Genomic DNA, 17,965 nt, shown 5'->3' with positions numbered 1-17,965 from the left:
AAAGAAAGGAAAAAGAAATGTCTGTCTTAGAAATAAAAGATCTTCATGTTGAAATTGAAGGGAAAAAAATTCTCAAAGGGGTGAATCTCACTCTGAAAACAGGAGAGGTTGCAGCAATTATGGGCCCGAATGGAACAGGGAAATCAACCTTGTCTGCAGCCATCATGGGCAATCCTAACTACGAAGTGACTCAAGGAGAGGTGCTTTTTGATGGAGTCAATATCTTGGAGTTGGAAGTGGATGAGCGTGCTCGCATGGGACTCTTCCTGGCTATGCAGTACCCTAGTGAAATTCCTGGTATTACTAATGCAGAGTTTCTACGTGCAGCTATGAATGCTGGCAAGGAAGACGAGGAAAAAATCTCTGTCCGCGACTTTATCATGAAGCTGGATGAAAAGATGGAACTGCTCAACATGAAAGAAGAAATGGCTGAGCGCTACCTTAATGAAGGTTTCTCCGGTGGTGAAAAGAAGCGCAATGAAATCTTGCAGTTGCTCATGCTAGAGCCGACTTTTGCACTTTTAGATGAGATTGACTCTGGTCTCGATATTGATGCTCTTAAAGTTGTATCTAAAGGGGTTAATGCTATGCGAGGTGAAGGTTTTGGTGCTATGATTATCACTCACTATCAACGCCTGCTCAACTATATCACTCCAGATGTAGTTCATGTCATGATGGATGGTAAAGTCGTTCTTTCTGGCGGTCCTGAATTGGCAGTCCGCTTGGAGAAAGAAGGCTATGCTAAATTGGCTGAAGAGTTGGGCTTCACCTATACCGAAGAAGCCTAGTCAAACATTCTTTTGACTTTGATAAAAGATAGGAGAATGACATGACTAAAGAATTGATTCAAGAATTTTCACAGCTACATGCAGAGCCAGATTGGCTCTTTCAACTGCGCCAGCAGGCCTTTGATAAGATTGACCAGTTAGAATTGCCGCGTATTGAGCGGGTTAAATTTCACCGTTGGAATCTGGGTGACGGCCGTATTTCAGAGAGTGAGCCGCTGACAAGTGTTCCAGACTTTACAGCTCTAGAAGACAATCTCAAGCTTGTCCAAGTGGGAACTCATACTGTTCTGGAGCAATTGCCGGCTGATTTAGCAGAGCAAGGTGTAATCTTCACAGATTTTCACTCTGCTTTGGAAGAGATTCCAGAGTTGGTAGAAAAGCACTTTATGTCTGCGGTCAAGTATGACGAGGACAAATTGGCGGCTTACCACACGGCTTATTTCAACAGCGGTGCGGTTCTTTATGTGCCGGACAATGTTGAGATTGATCAGCCGATTGAAGGAATTTTTTATCAGGACAGCGAAAGCGATGTTCCTTTTAACAAGCATATTTTGATTATCGCGGGCAAGCATTCCAAGGTTAACTACTTGGAACGTCTGGAAACTTACGGTGAGGGCTCTGTTCCAGTAACAGCTAATATCACTGTCGAAGTTATTGCTCAGGCTGGAGCTCAGATTAAGTTTTCAGCTATTGACCGCTTGGGCGAAAATATAACGGCTTATATCAGCCGTCGTGGCAAGCTGGACAATGATGCTATGATTGACTGGGCCATCGGTGTTATGAACGAAGGCAATGTTGTGGCTGACTTTGATAGCGACCTTTATGGCAAGGGCAGCCATGCGGATATGAAAGTGGTGGCTCTCTCCAGTGGTAAGCAGGTTCAAGGAATTGACACCCGAGTAACTAACTATGGCTGCAACTCTATCGGAAATATCCTGCAGCACGGAGTTATCCTAGAAAAAGGAACTCTGACCTTCAATGGTATCGGTCATATTATCAAAGGGGCTAAAGGAGCAGATGCCCAGCAGGAAAGCCGGGTTCTTATGCTGTCTGATCAAGCGCGCTCAGATGCTAATCCAATCCTCTTGATTGATGAAAACGATGTGACAGCTGGTCACGCGGCTTCTATCGGTCAGGTGGATCCGGAGGATATGTATTATCTCATGAGTCGGGGTCTTGATAAGGCAACAGCAGAGCGCTTGGTCGTTCGTGGCTTCTTGGGCTCAGTGATAGTAGAAATCCCTGTTAAGGAAGTCCGTGATGAAATGATTGAAAATATCGATATTATTCTCGCAAAAAGATAAAAAGCTGGGCCTTGTCCCGTAAAAGTAGATAGGAGTCTTCATGTCTGGATTTAACGCAGAAGCAATCAAGCAAGATTTTCCCATTTTGGACCAAATTGTCAATGATGAGCCTTTGGTTTATTTGGACAATGCGGCGACAACCCAGAAACCCAAGCAGGTGCTGGCAGCTATTGAAAACTACTATCTTAGAGACAATGCCAATGTGCACCGCGGTGTGCATACGCTAGCCGAGCGTGCGACAGCGGCCTATGAAGCAGCCAGGGAAAGAGTTCATTCTTTTATCAATGCAGCTTCAAGCAGAGAAGTCCTCTTTACACGAGGAACTACGACGGGCCTTAACTGGGCGGCTCAATTTGCGGCTGAAAGGCTGCAGCCTGGTGATGAAGTGATGATTTCGATTATGGAGCACCATTCCAATGTCATTCCCTGGCAGGAAGCTTGTAGGAAGACTGGAGCCAAGCTGGTCTATGTCTATCTCAAAGACGGTGCTCTGGATATGGAGGATTTCCGTGCCAAGCTCAACGAGCGGACAAAGTTTGTCTCTCTGGCTCATGCTTCCAATGTCCTTGGTGTCATCAATCCCATCAAGGAGATTGCCCAGCTGACTCATCAGCAAGGTTCGCTTTTGGTGGTGGATGGGGCTCAATCCATTCCGCACATGAGGATTGATGTACAGGATTTGGATGTGGACTTCTTCGCCTTTTCGGGGCATAAGATGGCAGGCCCGACTGGTATCGGGGTTCTCTATGGCAAGGAAGAGCTGCTAGAGCAGATGTCGCCAGTTGAGTTCGGCGGCGAAATGATTGATTTTGTCTATGAGCAGGAAGCGACCTGGAAGGAATTGCCTTGGAAGTTTGAGGCTGGCACTCCGAATATGGCAGGAGCAATCGGTCTTGCGGCAGCCATTGATTATTTGGAAGACTTGGGTATGGATGCCATTGCCCAGCATGAGCAGGACCTGATTGCCTACGTATTTCCTAAGCTTCAGGCAGTGGAAGGCTTGACCATTTATGGCTCTCAGGATTTAGCCCAGCGTTCGGGCGTGATTGCCTTTAACTTGGATGGTCTCCATCCGCATGATGTCGCGACGGCTCTAGACTACGAAGGAGTAGCTGTTCGGGCGGGTCACCATTGTGCCCAGCCTTTGCTTACCTATCTACAGGTGCCAGCGACTGTTCGGGCTAGCTTTTATATCTACAATACCTATGCAGATTGTGACAAGCTGGTAGATGCTTTAGAAAAGACAAAGGAGTTTTTCAATGGCGCTTTCTAAGTTAGACAGTCTTTACAAGGCAGTTGTGACTGATCACTCGGCTCACCCCCATCATCATGGGAAGCTGGAAGATGTGGAGCAAGTAGTCCTCAATAATCCAACCTGTGGCGATGTTATCAGCTTGTCAGTGAAGTTTAATGCTAAAAATCAGATAGAGGATATTGCTTTTGTGAATTCCGGCTGTACCATTTCAACGGCTTCGGCCAGTATGATGACGGATGCGGTTCTGGGCAAGACAAAAGAGCAGGCGCTGGAATTAGCAGAAGTTTTCTCGCAGATGGTTCAGGGTCAAGAAGACAGTCGCCAGAAAGAATTGGGAGATGGAGCCTTTTTAGCAGGCGTTGCCAAATTCCCGCAGCGAATTAAGTGTGCGACCTTGGGTTGGAATGCCCTCAAGCGAGCAATTGAAGAAGATAAAAAGTAAGAATGTGAAAGGAAATTATGTCAGAAGAAAGAGTAGAACCAAAACCGATTGATCTCGGTGAATACAAGTTTGGTTTCCATGACGATGTTGAACCTGTTCTCTCGACAGGGAAAGGGCTGAATGAAGCGGTCATTCGTGAGCTTTCTGCAGCCAAGGATGAACCAGAGTGGATGCTGGATTTCCGCCTCAAATCCTACGAGGCTTTCAAGAAGATGCCGATGCAGACTTGGGGGCCGGATTTGTCAGAAATTAATTTTGATGACTTGATTTATTACCAAAAGGCTTCTGATAAGCCTGCTAGAAGCTGGGATGAAGTGCCTGAGAAGATTAAGGAAACCTTTGAGAAGATTGGGATCCCAGAAGCAGAGAGAGCTTATCTCGCTGGTGCGGCGGCCCAGTATGAATCAGAAGTGGTCTACCACAATATGAAGGAAGAGTTCCAAAAGCTAGGAATCGTTTTCACGGATACCGACTCAGCTCTAAAGGAATATCCAGAGCTCTTCAAGCAGTATTTTGCTAAGCTGGTTCCTCCGACAGATAACAAGCTAGCAGCTCTCAACTCCGCCGTCTGGTCAGGTGGTACCTTCATATATGTTCCAAAAGGTGTCAAGGTAGATGTTCCTTTGCAGACTTATTTCCGGATTAACAATGAAAATTCGGGTCAGTTTGAGCGGACTTTGATTATCGTTGATGAGGGTGCTAGCGTCCATTATGTAGAAGGATGTACTGCTCCGACTTATTCCAGCAATAGCTTGCATGCTGCGATTGTTGAAATTTTTGCCCTCGATGGGGCCTATATGCGCTACACCACTATTCAAAACTGGTCCGATAATGTATACAACCTCGTGACCAAGCGGGCGCGGGCTATGAAAGATGCGACAGTTGAGTGGATTGACGGGAACCTCGGTGCGAAAACGACTATGAAGTATCCGTCTGTCTATCTGGATGGACCTGGAGCGCGTGGAACTATGCTTTCCATTGCCTTTGCCAATACCAATCAGCACCAAGATACAGGGGCTAAGATGATTCACAATGCTCCGCATACCAGCTCATCTATCGTGTCTAAGTCTATTGCTAAGGGCGGAGGTAAAGTGGATTACCGCGGTCAAGTGACCTTTGGAAAGAATTCACAGAAATCTGTCAGCCATATTGAGTGTGATACGATTATCATGGATGATATTTCGGCATCAGATACCATTCCCTTTAATGAAATTCATAACTCTCAGGTGGCTCTGGAGCATGAGGCCAAGGTTTCTAAGATTTCCGAAGAGCAGCTCTACTATCTCATGAGCCGTGGCTTGTCCGAATCCGAAGCAACCGAAATGATTGTCATGGGCTTTGTCGAACCTTTCACCAAAGAACTGCCTATGGAGTATGCTGTTGAGCTTAACCGCTTGATTAGCTATGAAATGGAAGGATCAGTTGGATAAAGCTTTGTCTAGGCGAAACTTTAAATCACTGCTTAAAGAACCGCATTGCGAGTTAATATTCAAAGAAGTTTACTAGTTCTAGTCCAACATTTACAAAACATACAAAACAACCGCGAATCATTTGATTCGCGGCTTTTTTTATAATTTCTCGTTGACATAGCGGACGAAGTCATTCCACCAGACCTTGAAGAAGATACTTTTTTCCACCTCTTGGCCGGCTACCATTGTGACAGAAGGTGCTTTGTTTTCCAGATAGCCTTGGCCGATTGGCTCAGGGTCATTATAGGTCAAGGTTCCGAGCTCAGTATTTTTTTTCAGTGGAGCTTGGAAGCCTTTTTCGTTGGTGGAGAATTCTACTTTGTGTTCCGCCTGATTGGCGATGCGTTCAATGATGGTAAAATCCTTGCTGGCAACGGCTGGCACGGTCTTTTGTTTGCCGTCAATAACGGTTGAATGGCTTTTATTGTAGGCTTCACCCTCGGCCACAATGGTCGTCTGGGTGAAGTTTTGCGAAACATAGTTCATCAAAGACGCTGTGGCTACAAAGCGTGCGTAAGGGTCTCCGTCAGTTTGCTCAACGTCTAGCACAACTGTAATCATGCGGATGCCATTCTCAGTAGTCGTTGCAACAAAGGAAGAGCCTCCCTTCTCCGAACTGCCGGCTTTGAGTCCGTCCACACCTGAGCGGAAGTTGGACTGGTTTTCCAGCATGAAGTTATAATTTTCCAGACTCGTCCCCGCAATTTTGGCTGTGGACTTGGAAGTGATCTCTGTCACTTGAGGGAAGTCCATAATCAGATGCCGGCTGATAACAGCCAAGTCGTAGGCGCTGAATTTGTTTTCAGTGTCCTTGCTTTTTTTAGCTGTGCTAGCTGAGGCAGTATAGTCTGTTTCTTCAGTTGCGTATTCCAGAAGAAGAGTATTCAGCCCTGTGGAGTTCACAATAGTAGCATCTTTGATACCCCATTCTTTAAGCTTAGCCTTCATCATTTGGACGAAATTTTCTTCGCTGCCCCCAACCTTCTCAGCCAAAGCAATCGTGGCACTGTTGGAGCTGGACATCAAGGAAGCGGCAATCAAGTCTTTGACTTTGTAACGTTTGGCTTCCAAAGGGACATTGCTGATATTTGGATTAGATGTCAGACTGTAAGCGTAGTCTGAAATATCAACATAAGTATCGGCAGTCAAGTCTCCTCTGTCAATGGCTTCATAGACCAGATAGACGGTCAAAAGATTGGTGATGGAGCCGACTTCGATTGGAGTATTAGCATCTTTTTCGTAGAGAATCTTTCCAGAAGTAGCATCCACAGCCATTGCACTTTTAGCGGCAATGTTGAAATCATCTGCTGCCACCTTGTTGGCGGTCATTCCGACCAAAACTAGTAAACATAGGAATAATCGTTTCATTTCTTTCCCCTAAAACAAGATATAACCATTGTATCATAAAATTCTCTTTTCTTTTATAAATCAAGGATAATAAAAGGTTACAAAATAAATGTAGAGAAAAGTAGGGTAATCCCCTTAAAGAGATTTTTTATAAAAGCATCTTTCGGAAAAACTCACAAAATAGAAAAATATTTGAAATAATACAGATATACAAGCTGAAAAATAGAAAATTATTATTTTTCTACATAAAACATTTGTTTTTATAAAAAAATATTGTATAATAATACAATATAAATTGAGAAGGAGAATGCTCATGAAAAAATCTAAATGGTTGGCCATTACTGGACTGACAGTCGTGTCAACACTAATCTTAGCTGCTTGTGGAAGCTCTAGTGCCAGTAATACCTATTCTTATGTCTATTTGAGTGATCCTGATACTTTGGACTATGTCAATTCAAATCGGGCTACTACGTCCGATGTTATTACAAACTTGGTGGACGGCCTTTTAGAAAATGATAAATATGGCAATTTGGTTCCATCTATTGCGGAAGACTGGACTGTTTCAAAGGATGGTTTGACCTATACCTATAAGCTTCGTAAAGATGCTAAGTGGTACACATCAGATGGTGAAGAATATGCAGAGGTTAAAGCACAAGACTTTGTAGCAGGTTTGAAGCACGCGGCAGATGAAAATTCTGAAGCTCTTCCTATCGTCCAAAGCTCTATCAAAGGCTTGGATGCCTATGTCAAAGGAGAGTCTAAAGACTTCTCAACAGTTGGAGTAAAAGCAGTTGATGACCACACGGTCGAATACACGCTCAACCAGCCAGAAAGCTACTGGAACTCTAAGACGACCATGGGGATTCTGTTCCCCATCAATGAGGATTTCTTGAAGTCACAAGGCAAAGATTTTGGTACCGTAAAACCTTCTTCCATTCTTTATAACGGACCTTATGTTCTGAAAGCATTCACTTCTAAGTCTGTCATTGAATATGCTAAAAACCAGAACTATTGGGATAAGGACAATGTCAAGGTTGAAAATATAAAACTGACTTATTTTGATGGTTCGGATCAGGAATCCTTGATCCGCAACTTCTCAGACGGGGCTTATTCTCAAGCACGGCTTTACCCTACGAGCTCTAACTATGCTTCTGTAGAAAAGCAGTACAAAGACAATATTATTTACACACCACAGAATTCAACTAGTTTCTATTTTGCTTTCAATCTGAATCGTAAGACTTATAATCATTCGTCTAAGACATCAGATGCTCAAAAGGCATCAACTACAGCTGCTATTCAAAATAAAGACTTCCGTCAGGCAATCAACTTTGCCTTTGACCGGACATCTTTTGGAGCTCAGATGAATGGTAAAGATGGGGCGACTAAACTCATCCGTAGCTTGCTAGTTCCTCCTAGCTTCGTGCAGGTTGATGGCAAAGACTTTTCAGATGTAGTAGAGAGCAAACTTCCTACATACGGTGATGAGTGGAGCGGTGTCAAACTGACAGATGCCCAAGACAGCATCTACAATGCTGATAAAGCCAAGGCGGAATTTGCCAAGGCAAAAGAAACCTTGCAAGCTGAAGGTGTAGAATTCCCAATCCATATTGACGTCCCTGTCGATCAGTCTGACAAGGTTTTGGTACAACGGACGAACTCCTTCAAACAGTCTGTCGAATCAGCGCTTGGCCAAGAAAATGTCGTTATTGATGTTCAGCAAATGTCAACAGATGACTTTGATAATTCTGCCTACTTTGCAGAAACAGCAGCTCAGAAAGACTACGATCTCAACATATCTGGCTGGTCAGCAGACTACCAAGATCCATCAACTTATCTGAATATCTTTAACCCTGAAACAGGTGATGCTGCAGATAATATTGGTATAGAAAAAGGGAAAAATGCTGATGTGGCAAATAAGGTTGGCTTGAATGAATACAAGGCTTTGCTGGATGAAGCTGATCAAGAAAAACAAGATACAGATGCTCGTTACACCAAGTACGCAGCAGCTCAGGCTTGGTTGACGGATAGCTCCATTGTTATTCCTAGTGTTTCTGGTGGTGGTTCACCAGTCGTTCAGAAGGTTGTGCCATTTACCAAGTCTTACTCTTATGTCGGAATTAAAGGAGATGCCTATGTCTTTAAGAACATGGAGCTCCAAAATGATATTGTGACAGTTAAAGACTACGAAGCAGCTCTTAAGAAATGGGAAAAAGAAAAGGAAGCATCCAATAAAAAAGCCCAAGAAGAGCTAGAAAAACATATCAAATAAGATTTTGAACAGCAAAAGTTTGTCTCTTTGTGGCTGTCCTGAATCAAGTTATTTAGTTGAGAGAACATTTTTGTTCTCTCTTTTTATGTTGGCCTCCATTACATTGAAGCGTTTACATCCTGTCGCAGAAGTGCTATAATGAAAGTAATCTTAATGAAAACTGGAGGAAGTTTATGAAAACATCTAAGTTAGCTGCAGCTGCTGGGCTTGTCATTCTCTCTGCAGGAATTTTGGCTGCCTGTTCGTTTGGCGGCTCCAATTCATCTGGGAAAAACTATAGCTATGTTTATACCGCAGATCCAGATACGCTGGATTACACAGTGTCCAATAAACGGGCAACCAATGAGATTATGGCTAATGTAGTAGATGGTTTGCTGGAAAGCGATAAGTATGGTAACTTAGTGCCTTCTCTAGCGGAAGATTGGACCGTTTCAAAGGATGGTCTGACCTATACTTATAAGCTTCGTGAGGGAGTGAAATGGTATACTTCTGATGGTGAAGAGTATGCAGATGTGACTGCTAAGGACTTTGTGACCAGTCTGAAGCATGCTGCAGACAGCAAGTCTGATGGTCTCTATATCGTTCAAAAATCCATTAAAGGCTTGGACGACTATGTTAATGGTAAAATAACTGACTTCTCCCAAGTTGGTGTTAAGGCGGTGGATGATTCTACTGTTCAGTATACTTTGAATCAGCCAGAAAGTTTCTGGAATTCTAAGACAACCATGGGGATTCTTTTCCCGATAAATGAAGAATTTCTGAAATCAAAAGGTGACAAGTTTGCTCAGGGGACAGATCCAACTAGTGTCCTCTATAACGGTCCGTTTATCTTGAAATCCATCACTTCGAAATCTCAAATTAGTTTAGAGAAGAATCCAAACTATTGGGATAAGGAAAAGGTGAAAATTGATACTGTCAAATTCTCTTACTACGATGGGCAAGATACAGAATCGCTGGTGCGTGGCTTCTCTGACGGCAACTACACCATTGCTCGTCTTTTCCCAAACAGCTCAAACTTTGCCAGTGTGAAGAAACAGTATGGCGACAATATCGTCTACACCCCTCAAGGCTCAGGAACCTTCTTTGTTACAACTAATATTGATCGTCAGTCTTACGAGCATACTTCTAAGACAACGGATGCACAGAAATCTTCCACTAAGAAAGCACTGCTCAATAAAGATTTTCGTCAGGCTTTGCTTTTTGCCTTTGACCGTACTGCTTATTCTGCACAAACCAATGGCGAAGAAGCAGCAGACAAGCAGCTTCGTAATACCTTTGTTCCGCCAACCTTTGTTCAAGCTAATGGTAAAGAGTTCGGCAGCATTGTAGAAGAAAATCTGGCTAGCTACGGTGATGAGTGGAAGGGAGTCAAATTAGACGACGCTCAGGATGGTCTTTATAATCCAGAAAAAGCCAAGGCAGAATTTGCCAAAGCCAAAGAAGCGCTGCAGGCAGAAGGAGTAGAATTCCCTATTCATCTGGATATTCCAGTCAGCTCAGCAGATACCAATGGCGTTAAAAGTGTTCAGTCACTGAAGCAGTCTATCGAAGCTAATCTTGGCTCTGACAATGTGGTGATTGATATTCAGCAGATGACAGATGATGAGTTGAATAATATCACCTACTTTGCGACCTCGGCATCTCAAGAAGACTGGGACTTGAATAATAATCTCGGCTGGAGCCCAGATTATAACGATCCATCTTCTTATCTGGAAATCACTGGCTCTAAGACTGGTGAGAATGTTGACAGCTACTTTGGTTTTGACCCTGGAACAGATAATGCAGCAGCTAAAGAGGCCGGCTTTGAAGAGTATGACAAGCTCTTGGAGGACGCTGCTTCAGAAAACGAGGATATTAACAAACGTTACGAAAAGTATGCTGCAGCTCAGGCTTGGCTGACAGACAGTGCCCTGTTGATGCCGGCATGGTCATCTGGTGCAACACCAAGTGTCCGTAAGGTTGTTCCGTTCTCAGGACCATTTGCTTGGACTGGAAACAAGGGTGAATACAGCTTTAAATATGTTGAAATCCAAGATAAACCAATAACGACTAAAGAATATGAAAAAGCGCGTGAAAAATGGGCAAAGGAAAAGGAAGAATCCAACAAAAAAGCTCAAGAAGAACTCGCAGAACATATCAAATAAAGCAAGGAAATCCCATTGTAGCAGACAGTGGGATTTTTGATGATTTTAGAGTCGAAATGGGCGAGACTAAGCTTGTCTAATCCTAGATAATAAACATCTGAGGAAAGCAAATGCATAAACATCTTAGGGTGCTAGTGAGCTAACTTAATATTCTGAAAATTTATTTTACTTTTAGTACTATCTATGCTATAATCTTAATTAAATCTAAAAATCTAAAAGATGGAGAAACCCATATGAAACAAAGCAAAGTCCTTGCATTAGCAGGAGTCACTCTTCTTGCAGCTGGCTTTCTTGCAGCTTGCTCAGGCTCTAAGCCAAACACAAAGTCAGGCAGCTCAGACTCTTCAAACACCTTTAATTATATCTACGAGACAGATCCTGAAAACTTGAACTATCTCACTTCAAGTAAAGCTGCTACAACAGACTTGACTGCCAATGTCATTGACGGTCTTTTAGAAAACGATCAATATGGAAACTTGGTTCCTTCAATGGCAGAGGAATGGACTGTATCACCAGATGGAAAAACTTATACTTATAAGCTTCGCAAAGATGCTAAGTGGTATACTTCTGAAGGTGAAGAGTATGCAGATGTGACAGCAGAAGACTTTGTTACAGGTCTTAAGTATGCAGCAGACAATAAATCTGAAACAATCTACTTGGTTCAGGATTCTGTCAAAGGGCTTAAGGACTATATTTCTGGGAAGATTGATTTCTCAGAAGTAGGGATTAAAGCAGTTGATGATCATACCGTTGAGTATACTCTTAATGAGCCAGAAAGCTTCTGGAACTCTAAGACTACAATGGGAATTCTCTACCCAGTAAACAAAGACTTTTTGGAAAACCAAGGCGATAAGTTCGCTCAAGCAACTGATCCAACAAGTTTGCTTTACAACGGACCTTTCTTGCTCAAATCATTGACTTCAAAATCTGAAATCCAATTTGAGAAGAATCCTAATTATTGGGACAAAGAAAATGTTCACGTAGATGCAGTGAAACTATCTTTCTATGATGGACAAGATCAAGGGAAACTAGCTGATCAGTTCAGTCAAGGGGCTCTGACAACAGCTAGACTCTTCCCAACTAGTGCGACCTATGAAAAGGTTGAAAAAGACTTTAAAGATAATATCGTCTATACACCTCAAGATGCCTCAACTTTCTTAGTAGGTACAAACATTGATCGTCAGTCTTACAACCATACTGCTAAGACGTCAGAAGCTCAAAAGACTTCAACTAAGAAAGCCTTGCTTAACAAGGACTTCCGTCAGGCTTTGACCTTTGCCTTCAATCGTGAGTCCTATGCATCTCAGATTAATGGTAAGGACGGAGCAGACAAACTTCTTCGTAACCTTTACATCCCACCTACATTTGTGCAGGCTGGTGACAAGTCCTTCGGTGACTTAGTTAAGGAAAAAGTAGTAACTTATGGCGACGAATGGAAAGACGTTGACTTCTCAGATGGTCAAGATGGTCTCTATAACGAGAACAAAGCAAAGGCTGAATTCGCTAAAGCAAAAGAAGCTTTGAAAGCTGATGGAGTGGAATTCCCAATTCATCTGGACATTCCGGTTGATCAAACAGCTACTTCTAAAGTACAGCGCGTTCAATCCCTCAAGCAATCCATTGAGAAGACTTTGGGAACAGATAATGTTGTGATTGATGTTCACCAATTGTCTAAGGATGAAGTGACTAACATTACCTTGTTTGCTCCTTCTGCTGCTGAAGAGGACTGGGATATTTCAGATAATGTCGGCTGGTCTCCGGACTATCAAGACCCATCTACCTATCTGGATGTTATCAAACCTGGTGGTGAAAACACCAAGACCTTCTTAGGATTTGATGGCACAGATAATGCCGCAGCGAAACAAGTTGGTTTGGATGAATATACCAAGCTGGTTGACGAAGCTGGTGCAGAAAAGCAAGATTTGAACAAGCGTTATGAAAAATATGCGGCTGCTCAGGCTTGGCTGACTGATAGTGCTTTGTTGATTCCGGTAACTTCTAGAACAGGTCGTCCAACCTTGACTAAGGTAGTGCCTTTCTCAGCACCGTTTGCTTGGTCTGGTGCTAAGGCGCGTGAAGCAGCAAGTTATAAATACATGAAATTGCAGGATGAGCCTGTAACGACAAAAGATTATAATAGCGCTCAGGAAAAATGGAATAAAGAACGTGCGGAATCTAATAAAAAAGCTCAAGAAGAATTAGCAGACCACGTGAAATAAGCTTGCTAAGAGAACTTTCTCTAATAGAGGAGAAAGTTCTTTTGGAATTTAAAGGAAACGATAAATGAAAAAATATATTTTTATGCGTATCTTACGCTCAATTGTGTCGATTTTCTTGGTGACGACCCTGACTTATGCCATTATCTATACTATGGTGCCAAGAAGGTTGATTTTCAAGCAGGATCCTAACTATAATAAGATAGCGACAAATAAAGATAAAAAGACTAACTATGAAAACACTATCTTTGAGCGGATGGGCTACATTGACTATTATGATACAAAGGAACTGCAGGAGAAAGCCAGCAAGGAAGATTCTTCTGTTACCACAGAAGCTACAGAAGCAAACGAGAAGATTTATCAGAAGTATGTTGATAAACTTGGTAATGGCTGGAAATTGCAGAAGTTCCCACTGAGCGGAGAATTCTACGCTGTACGTGAAGTACCTGTGTATGAACGTGTCTTTGAGTTCTATGCTAATTTGATTCAAATTGACCATCCAAATGTTATCCAAGATGAGGAAAATCCAAACCTAGAGCGTTATATCCGGTTTGAAAATGATCCTTCTGTTGGCTGGTCTCTTGTGGGTTCAGGTACCAAGCATAAGTATCTGCTTTATTTTAATGGTCAGTTTCCATTTGTCCACCAGAACTTTATTACCTTTAATTTAGGGAATTCTTATCCAACCTATGCCAATATCCCTGTTCTGCAGGTTATTACGCAGGGACAAGGACAAACTAAGTCTTCTGAAGTTCAATTCCCAACAGGTAAAAAGACATCGTCTGTAAATATCTATTCTCGTACCTATAAGACGCCAAGCAAAGCCGATTCACAGGACATTGCTAAGTTTGGTAAGGGAGATGCCTATACAGCGACTCAAAGCAACTATCAAAATCCGTCCATGATTACCAGCTCAGCCATTATTGGTTTAATTGGTGTGGCTCTGTCTTATCTGATTGCTATTCCACTCGGATCCTACATGGCTCGACTCAAGAATACATGGTTTGATAGCATTTCTACAGCGGGCTTGACCTTTATGATGTCACTGCCAACCATCGCATTGGTCTACATCGTTCGTTTGGCGGGGTCTGCTGTTGGTCTTCCAGACTCCTTTCCAATCTTGGGAGCAGGAGATTGGCGTTCTTATGTCCTTCCAGCTGTTATTTTAGGGCTTTTGAGTGCTCCTTGGACAGCTGTTTGGATTCGTCGTTATATGATTGACCTGCAGTCTCAGGACTTTGTCCGCTTTGCACGTGCTAAGGGTCTCTCTGAAAAAGAAATTTCTAACAAGCACATCTTTAAAAACGCTATGGTGCCGCTGGTATCTAGTATCCCAGCTTCAATCGTTGGTGTTATTGCAGGTGCGACTCTGACAGAAACTGTCTTTGCCTTTCCTGGTATGGGTAAGATGCTGATTGATTCTGTTAAAGCATCCAATAACTCTATGGTTGTTGGTCTTGTATTCATCTTCACATGTCTGTCTATCTTTGCTCTCTTGCTGGGTGACATTCTGATGACTGTACTGGACCCACGTATTAAGTTAACATCTAAAGGAGGTAAATAATGGCTACAATTGATAAAAGCAAATTCCAATTTGTCAAACGTGACGATTTTGCCTCTGAAACGATTGATGCTCCAGCCTATTCTTACTGGAAATCAGTCATGCGTCAATTTCTGAAAAAGAAATCAACCATTACCATGCTGGGGATTCTGATTGCCATTATTCTCATGAGCTTCATTTATCCTATGTTTTCAAACTTCGACTTTAATGACGTGAGCAAGGTAAATGACTTTAGCATGCGTTATATCAAGCCAAGTGCCCAGTACTGGTTTGGAACAGATAGTAATGGTAAGTCTCTCTTTGACGGTGTTTGGTTTGGTGCCCGTAACTCTATTCTCATTTCGATTATTGCGACGGTTATTAATCTGGCTATCGGAGTTATCATTGGCGGTATCTGGGGAATTTCCAAAACAGTTGACCGTGTCATGATGGAAATCTACAATATCATTTCAAATATCCCAGCCCTCTTGATTGTTATTGTCTTGACCTACTCTATCGGTGCTGGTTTCTGGAATCTTATTTTTGCCATGACGATTACTGGTTGGGTCGGTATTGCCTACACCATCCGTGTGCAGATTATGCGCTATCGGGATTTGGAATACAACCTTGCCTCTCGTACTCTTGGTACACCGACTCTCAAGATTGTTACGAAGAACATTATGCCGCAGTTAGTATCTGTTATCGTGACCACCACTTCACAAATGTTGCCAAGCTTTATCTCTTACGAAGCCTTTCTGTCCTTCTTTGGATTAGGGCTTCCTGTAACAGTGCCAAGTTTGGGACGCTTGATCTCAGATTATTCTCAAAACGTGACGACGAATGCCTACCTCTTTTGGATTCCACTCACAACTCTGATTTTGGTATCCCTTACCTTCTTCGTAGTTGGTCAAAACTTAGCCGACGCCAGCGATCCACGTACACATAGATAGGAGTAAATATGACAAAGAATGAAAATGTAATATTGACTGCTCGCGATATTGTCGTGGAATTTGATGTTCGCGACCGAGTTTTAACAGCTATTCGTGGAGTCTCTCTGGACTTGATTGAAGGCGAAGTTCTGGCTATTGTTGGTGAATCAGGCTCAGGTAAGTCTGTCTTGACCAAAACATTTACTGGTATGTTAGAAGAAAATGGCCGTGTGGCCAAAGGAACTATTGACTACCGCGGCAAAGATTTGACAACTCTTCGTAGTAATAAGGATTGGGAGCCAATTCGCGGTGCAAAAATTGCGACTATTTTCCAAGATCCGATGACGAGCTTGGATCCCATTAATACGATTGGAAGCCAAATTACAGAAGTCATAATCAAGCACCAAGGGAAATCAGCTAAAGAAGCTAAAAAAATGGCCATTGACTATATGAGTAAGGTCGGGATTCCAGATGCGGAAAAACGTTTCGAAGAATATCCTTTCCAATACTCAGGTGGTATGCGTCAGCGGATTGTTATTGCTATTGCCTTGGCTTGCCGTCCTGATATTCTTATCTGTGATGAGCCGACAACGGCCCTTGATGTAACGATTCAAGCGCAGATCATTGACTTGCTCAAATCCTTGCAGCAAGAATATCATTTCACAACCATCTTTATTACGCACGACCTTGGTGTTGTGGCTAGTATTGCAGATAAGGTTGCGGTCATGTATGCCGGTGAAATTGTAGAATACGGTACAGTTGAAGAAATCTTCTACGAGCCAAAACATCCTTACACATGGAGCTTGCTATCCAGCTTGCCTCAATTGGCAGATGCGAATGGTGCTCTTTACTCGATTCCTGGAACTCCGCCGTCACTTTATTCACCAATCAAAGGAGATGCCTTTGCTTTGCGTTCTGACTATGCCATGTCAATTGACTTTGAAGAAGAAGCACCGGCTTTCAATGTTTCAGATACTCATTGGGCAAAGACTTGGTTGCTACACGAAGATGCGCCTAAGGTTGATAAACCAGAGATTATCGAAAATCTACATGAAAAAATTCGTTCAAAAATGGGCTTCAATCAATTAGAAGCTTAGGAGGAAGGAAATGACTGAAAAATTAGTTGAAATTAAAGATTTAGAAATTTCCTTCGGCGAAGGAAGTAAGAAATTTGTAGCAGTAAAAAACGCAAATTTCTTCATTAACAAGGGAGAAACTTTCTCTCTTGTAGGAGAATCAGGATCTGGTAAGACTACTATTGGTCGAGCTATTATCGGCCTTAATGATACCAGTTCAGGTGATATCTTCTACGAAGGCAAAAAGATTAATGGTAAAAAGTCAAAAGCAGAAGAAGCGGACTTGATTCGCAAGATTCAGATGATTTTCCAAGACCCAGCAGCTAGCCTGAATGAACGTGCAACAGTTGACTATATCATATCTGAGGGTCTTTATAATTACCATTTGTTTGATAGTGAAGAAGACCGTCAAAGAAAAGTCAAAGATATCATCAATGAAGTTGGTTTGTTGGCTGAGCATTTAACTCGCTATCCTCACGAATTCTCTGGTGGACAGCGTCAGCGGATTGGGATTGCTCGTGCTTTAGTCATGCAACCAGATTTCGTAATTGCTGATGAGCCGATTTCAGCCTTGGATGTATCTGTTCGAGCTCAGGTCCTAAATCTTTTGAAAAAATTCCAAAAAGAGCTTGGCTTGACATACCTGTTTATTGCCCATGACCTTTCGGTAGTTCGTTTTATTTCTGATCGTATCGCCGTGATTTACAAAGGTGTCATTGTAGAAGTAGCTGAAACAGAAGAATTGTTCAACCATCCTGTCCATCCTTACACACAATCCCTGCTCTCAGCTGTTCCAATTCCAGACCCAATCTTAGAACGCAAGAAAGTGTTGAAGGTCTATGATCCTGAACAGCACGATTATTCTGTTGATAAACCAGAAATGTCTGAGATTCGTCCAGGACACTACGTCTGGGCTAATAAGGCTGAACTCGAAAAGTATAAACAAGAACAAGAATAGAAAAAATGTCCGAAAGGGCATTTTTTGCGCCTTTAAAAGAAAGAATGTAGGTCAATTTACCAGTCTCAAAGGTATGCGAAACAATCCAGCAATTTAAAAATAATATTTTTTAAATTTTTTTCAAAAAAGGTATTGACAGGTAGTAGGTATAGGTGATATACTAATATAGTTGTCGCGAAAGACAAAGCCCTTTGAAAACTGAACAAGACGAACCAAGTGCAGGGTGAC

The 17,965-nt window shown here is 42.5% G+C and carries 13 protein-coding genes; 12 read left to right on the top strand and 1 reads right to left on the bottom strand.

Annotated elements, in window-relative coordinates; translation table 11 throughout:
• The first annotated feature begins 17 nt into the window (after positions 1 to 17).
• Genes sufC through sufB form a run of 5 tightly spaced genes read left to right on the top strand, consistent with a single transcriptional unit; the run spans position 18 to position 5,219 of the window.
• A complete protein-coding gene (gene sufC, locus K1J09_RS06165) occupies positions 18 to 788 on the top strand; it encodes a Fe-S cluster assembly ATPase SufC (RefSeq protein WP_002893635.1) in 771 nt (256 codons plus the stop codon).
• A gap of 41 nt (positions 789 to 829) precedes the next feature.
• Complete coding sequence (gene sufD, locus K1J09_RS06160; RefSeq protein ID WP_223323506.1) at positions 830 to 2,092, top strand: Fe-S cluster assembly protein SufD; 1,263 nt, start codon at positions 830 to 832, stop codon at positions 2,090 to 2,092.
• Between the two features lie 40 nt (positions 2,093 to 2,132).
• Positions 2,133 to 3,365, top strand: a complete 1,233-nt coding sequence (locus K1J09_RS06155) for a cysteine desulfurase (RefSeq protein ID WP_223323504.1) — start codon at positions 2,133 to 2,135, stop codon at positions 3,363 to 3,365.
• A complete protein-coding gene (gene sufU, locus K1J09_RS06150) occupies positions 3,352 to 3,789 on the top strand; it encodes a Fe-S cluster assembly sulfur transfer protein SufU (RefSeq protein ID WP_061592734.1) in 438 nt (145 codons plus the stop codon). Before K1J09_RS06155 ends, sufU begins: the two co-directional genes overlap by 14 nt.
• A 17-nt stretch (positions 3,790 to 3,806) precedes the next feature.
• Entirely contained in the window at positions 3,807 to 5,219 is a 1,413-nt protein-coding gene (sufB, locus tag K1J09_RS06145) for a Fe-S cluster assembly protein SufB (RefSeq protein ID WP_002893631.1), read from the top strand.
• 138 nt (positions 5,220 to 5,357) lie between these two features.
• Here the strand turns inward: sufB and pbp3 are convergent, their stop codons facing one another.
• On the bottom strand, positions 5,358 to 6,626 hold the full coding sequence (gene pbp3 / locus K1J09_RS06140; RefSeq protein WP_111675345.1) for a D-alanyl-D-alanine carboxypeptidase PBP3: 1,269 nt from the start codon (positions 6,624 to 6,626) through the stop codon (positions 5,358 to 5,360).
• A 292-nt stretch (positions 6,627 to 6,918) separates the two neighbouring features.
• Here pbp3 and K1J09_RS06135 point away from each other — a divergent pair, with 292 nt between their 5' ends.
• The 7 genes from K1J09_RS06135 to K1J09_RS06105 all read left to right on the top strand — a co-directional run bounded on the left by K1J09_RS06135 (position 6,919) and on the right by K1J09_RS06105 (position 17,737).
• A complete protein-coding gene (locus K1J09_RS06135) occupies positions 6,919 to 8,874 on the top strand; it encodes a peptide ABC transporter substrate-binding protein (RefSeq protein ID WP_223323502.1) in 1,956 nt (651 codons plus the stop codon).
• Between the two features lie 173 nt (positions 8,875 to 9,047).
• On the top strand, positions 9,048 to 11,018 hold the full coding sequence (locus K1J09_RS06130) for a peptide ABC transporter substrate-binding protein (protein ID WP_223323501.1): 1,971 nt from the start codon (positions 9,048 to 9,050) through the stop codon (positions 11,016 to 11,018).
• Between the two features lie 233 nt (positions 11,019 to 11,251).
• A complete protein-coding gene (locus K1J09_RS06125) occupies positions 11,252 to 13,237 on the top strand; it encodes a peptide ABC transporter substrate-binding protein (protein WP_223323499.1) in 1,986 nt (661 codons plus the stop codon).
• A gap of 64 nt (positions 13,238 to 13,301) precedes the next feature.
• Positions 13,302 to 14,798: an ABC transporter permease gene (locus tag K1J09_RS06120; protein ID WP_004192144.1), complete on the top strand. Its 1,497-nt coding sequence runs from the start codon at positions 13,302 to 13,304 to the stop codon at positions 14,796 to 14,798.
• Positions 14,798 to 15,724, top strand: coding sequence for an oligopeptide ABC transporter permease OppC (gene oppC, locus K1J09_RS06115; protein WP_002898857.1), 927 nt, complete (start codon positions 14,798 to 14,800; stop codon positions 15,722 to 15,724). Before K1J09_RS06120 ends, oppC begins: the two co-directional genes overlap by 1 nt.
• 8 nt (positions 15,725 to 15,732) lie before the next feature.
• Complete coding sequence (locus tag K1J09_RS06110; protein WP_002898856.1) at positions 15,733 to 16,800, top strand: ABC transporter ATP-binding protein; 1,068 nt, start codon at positions 15,733 to 15,735, stop codon at positions 16,798 to 16,800.
• A gap of 10 nt (positions 16,801 to 16,810) precedes the next feature.
• A complete protein-coding gene (locus tag K1J09_RS06105) occupies positions 16,811 to 17,737 on the top strand; it encodes an ATP-binding cassette domain-containing protein (RefSeq protein WP_223323496.1) in 927 nt (308 codons plus the stop codon).
• Positions 17,738 to 17,965: the final 228 nt, after the last annotated feature.

The organism is Streptococcus sanguinis, assembly GCF_019928825.1.
Classification (GTDB): domain Bacteria; phylum Bacillota; class Bacilli; order Lactobacillales; family Streptococcaceae; genus Streptococcus; species Streptococcus sanguinis_L.
The sequence above is the reverse complement of the archived record's forward strand: the minus strand, read 5'-3'. Positions and strand labels throughout refer to the sequence as shown.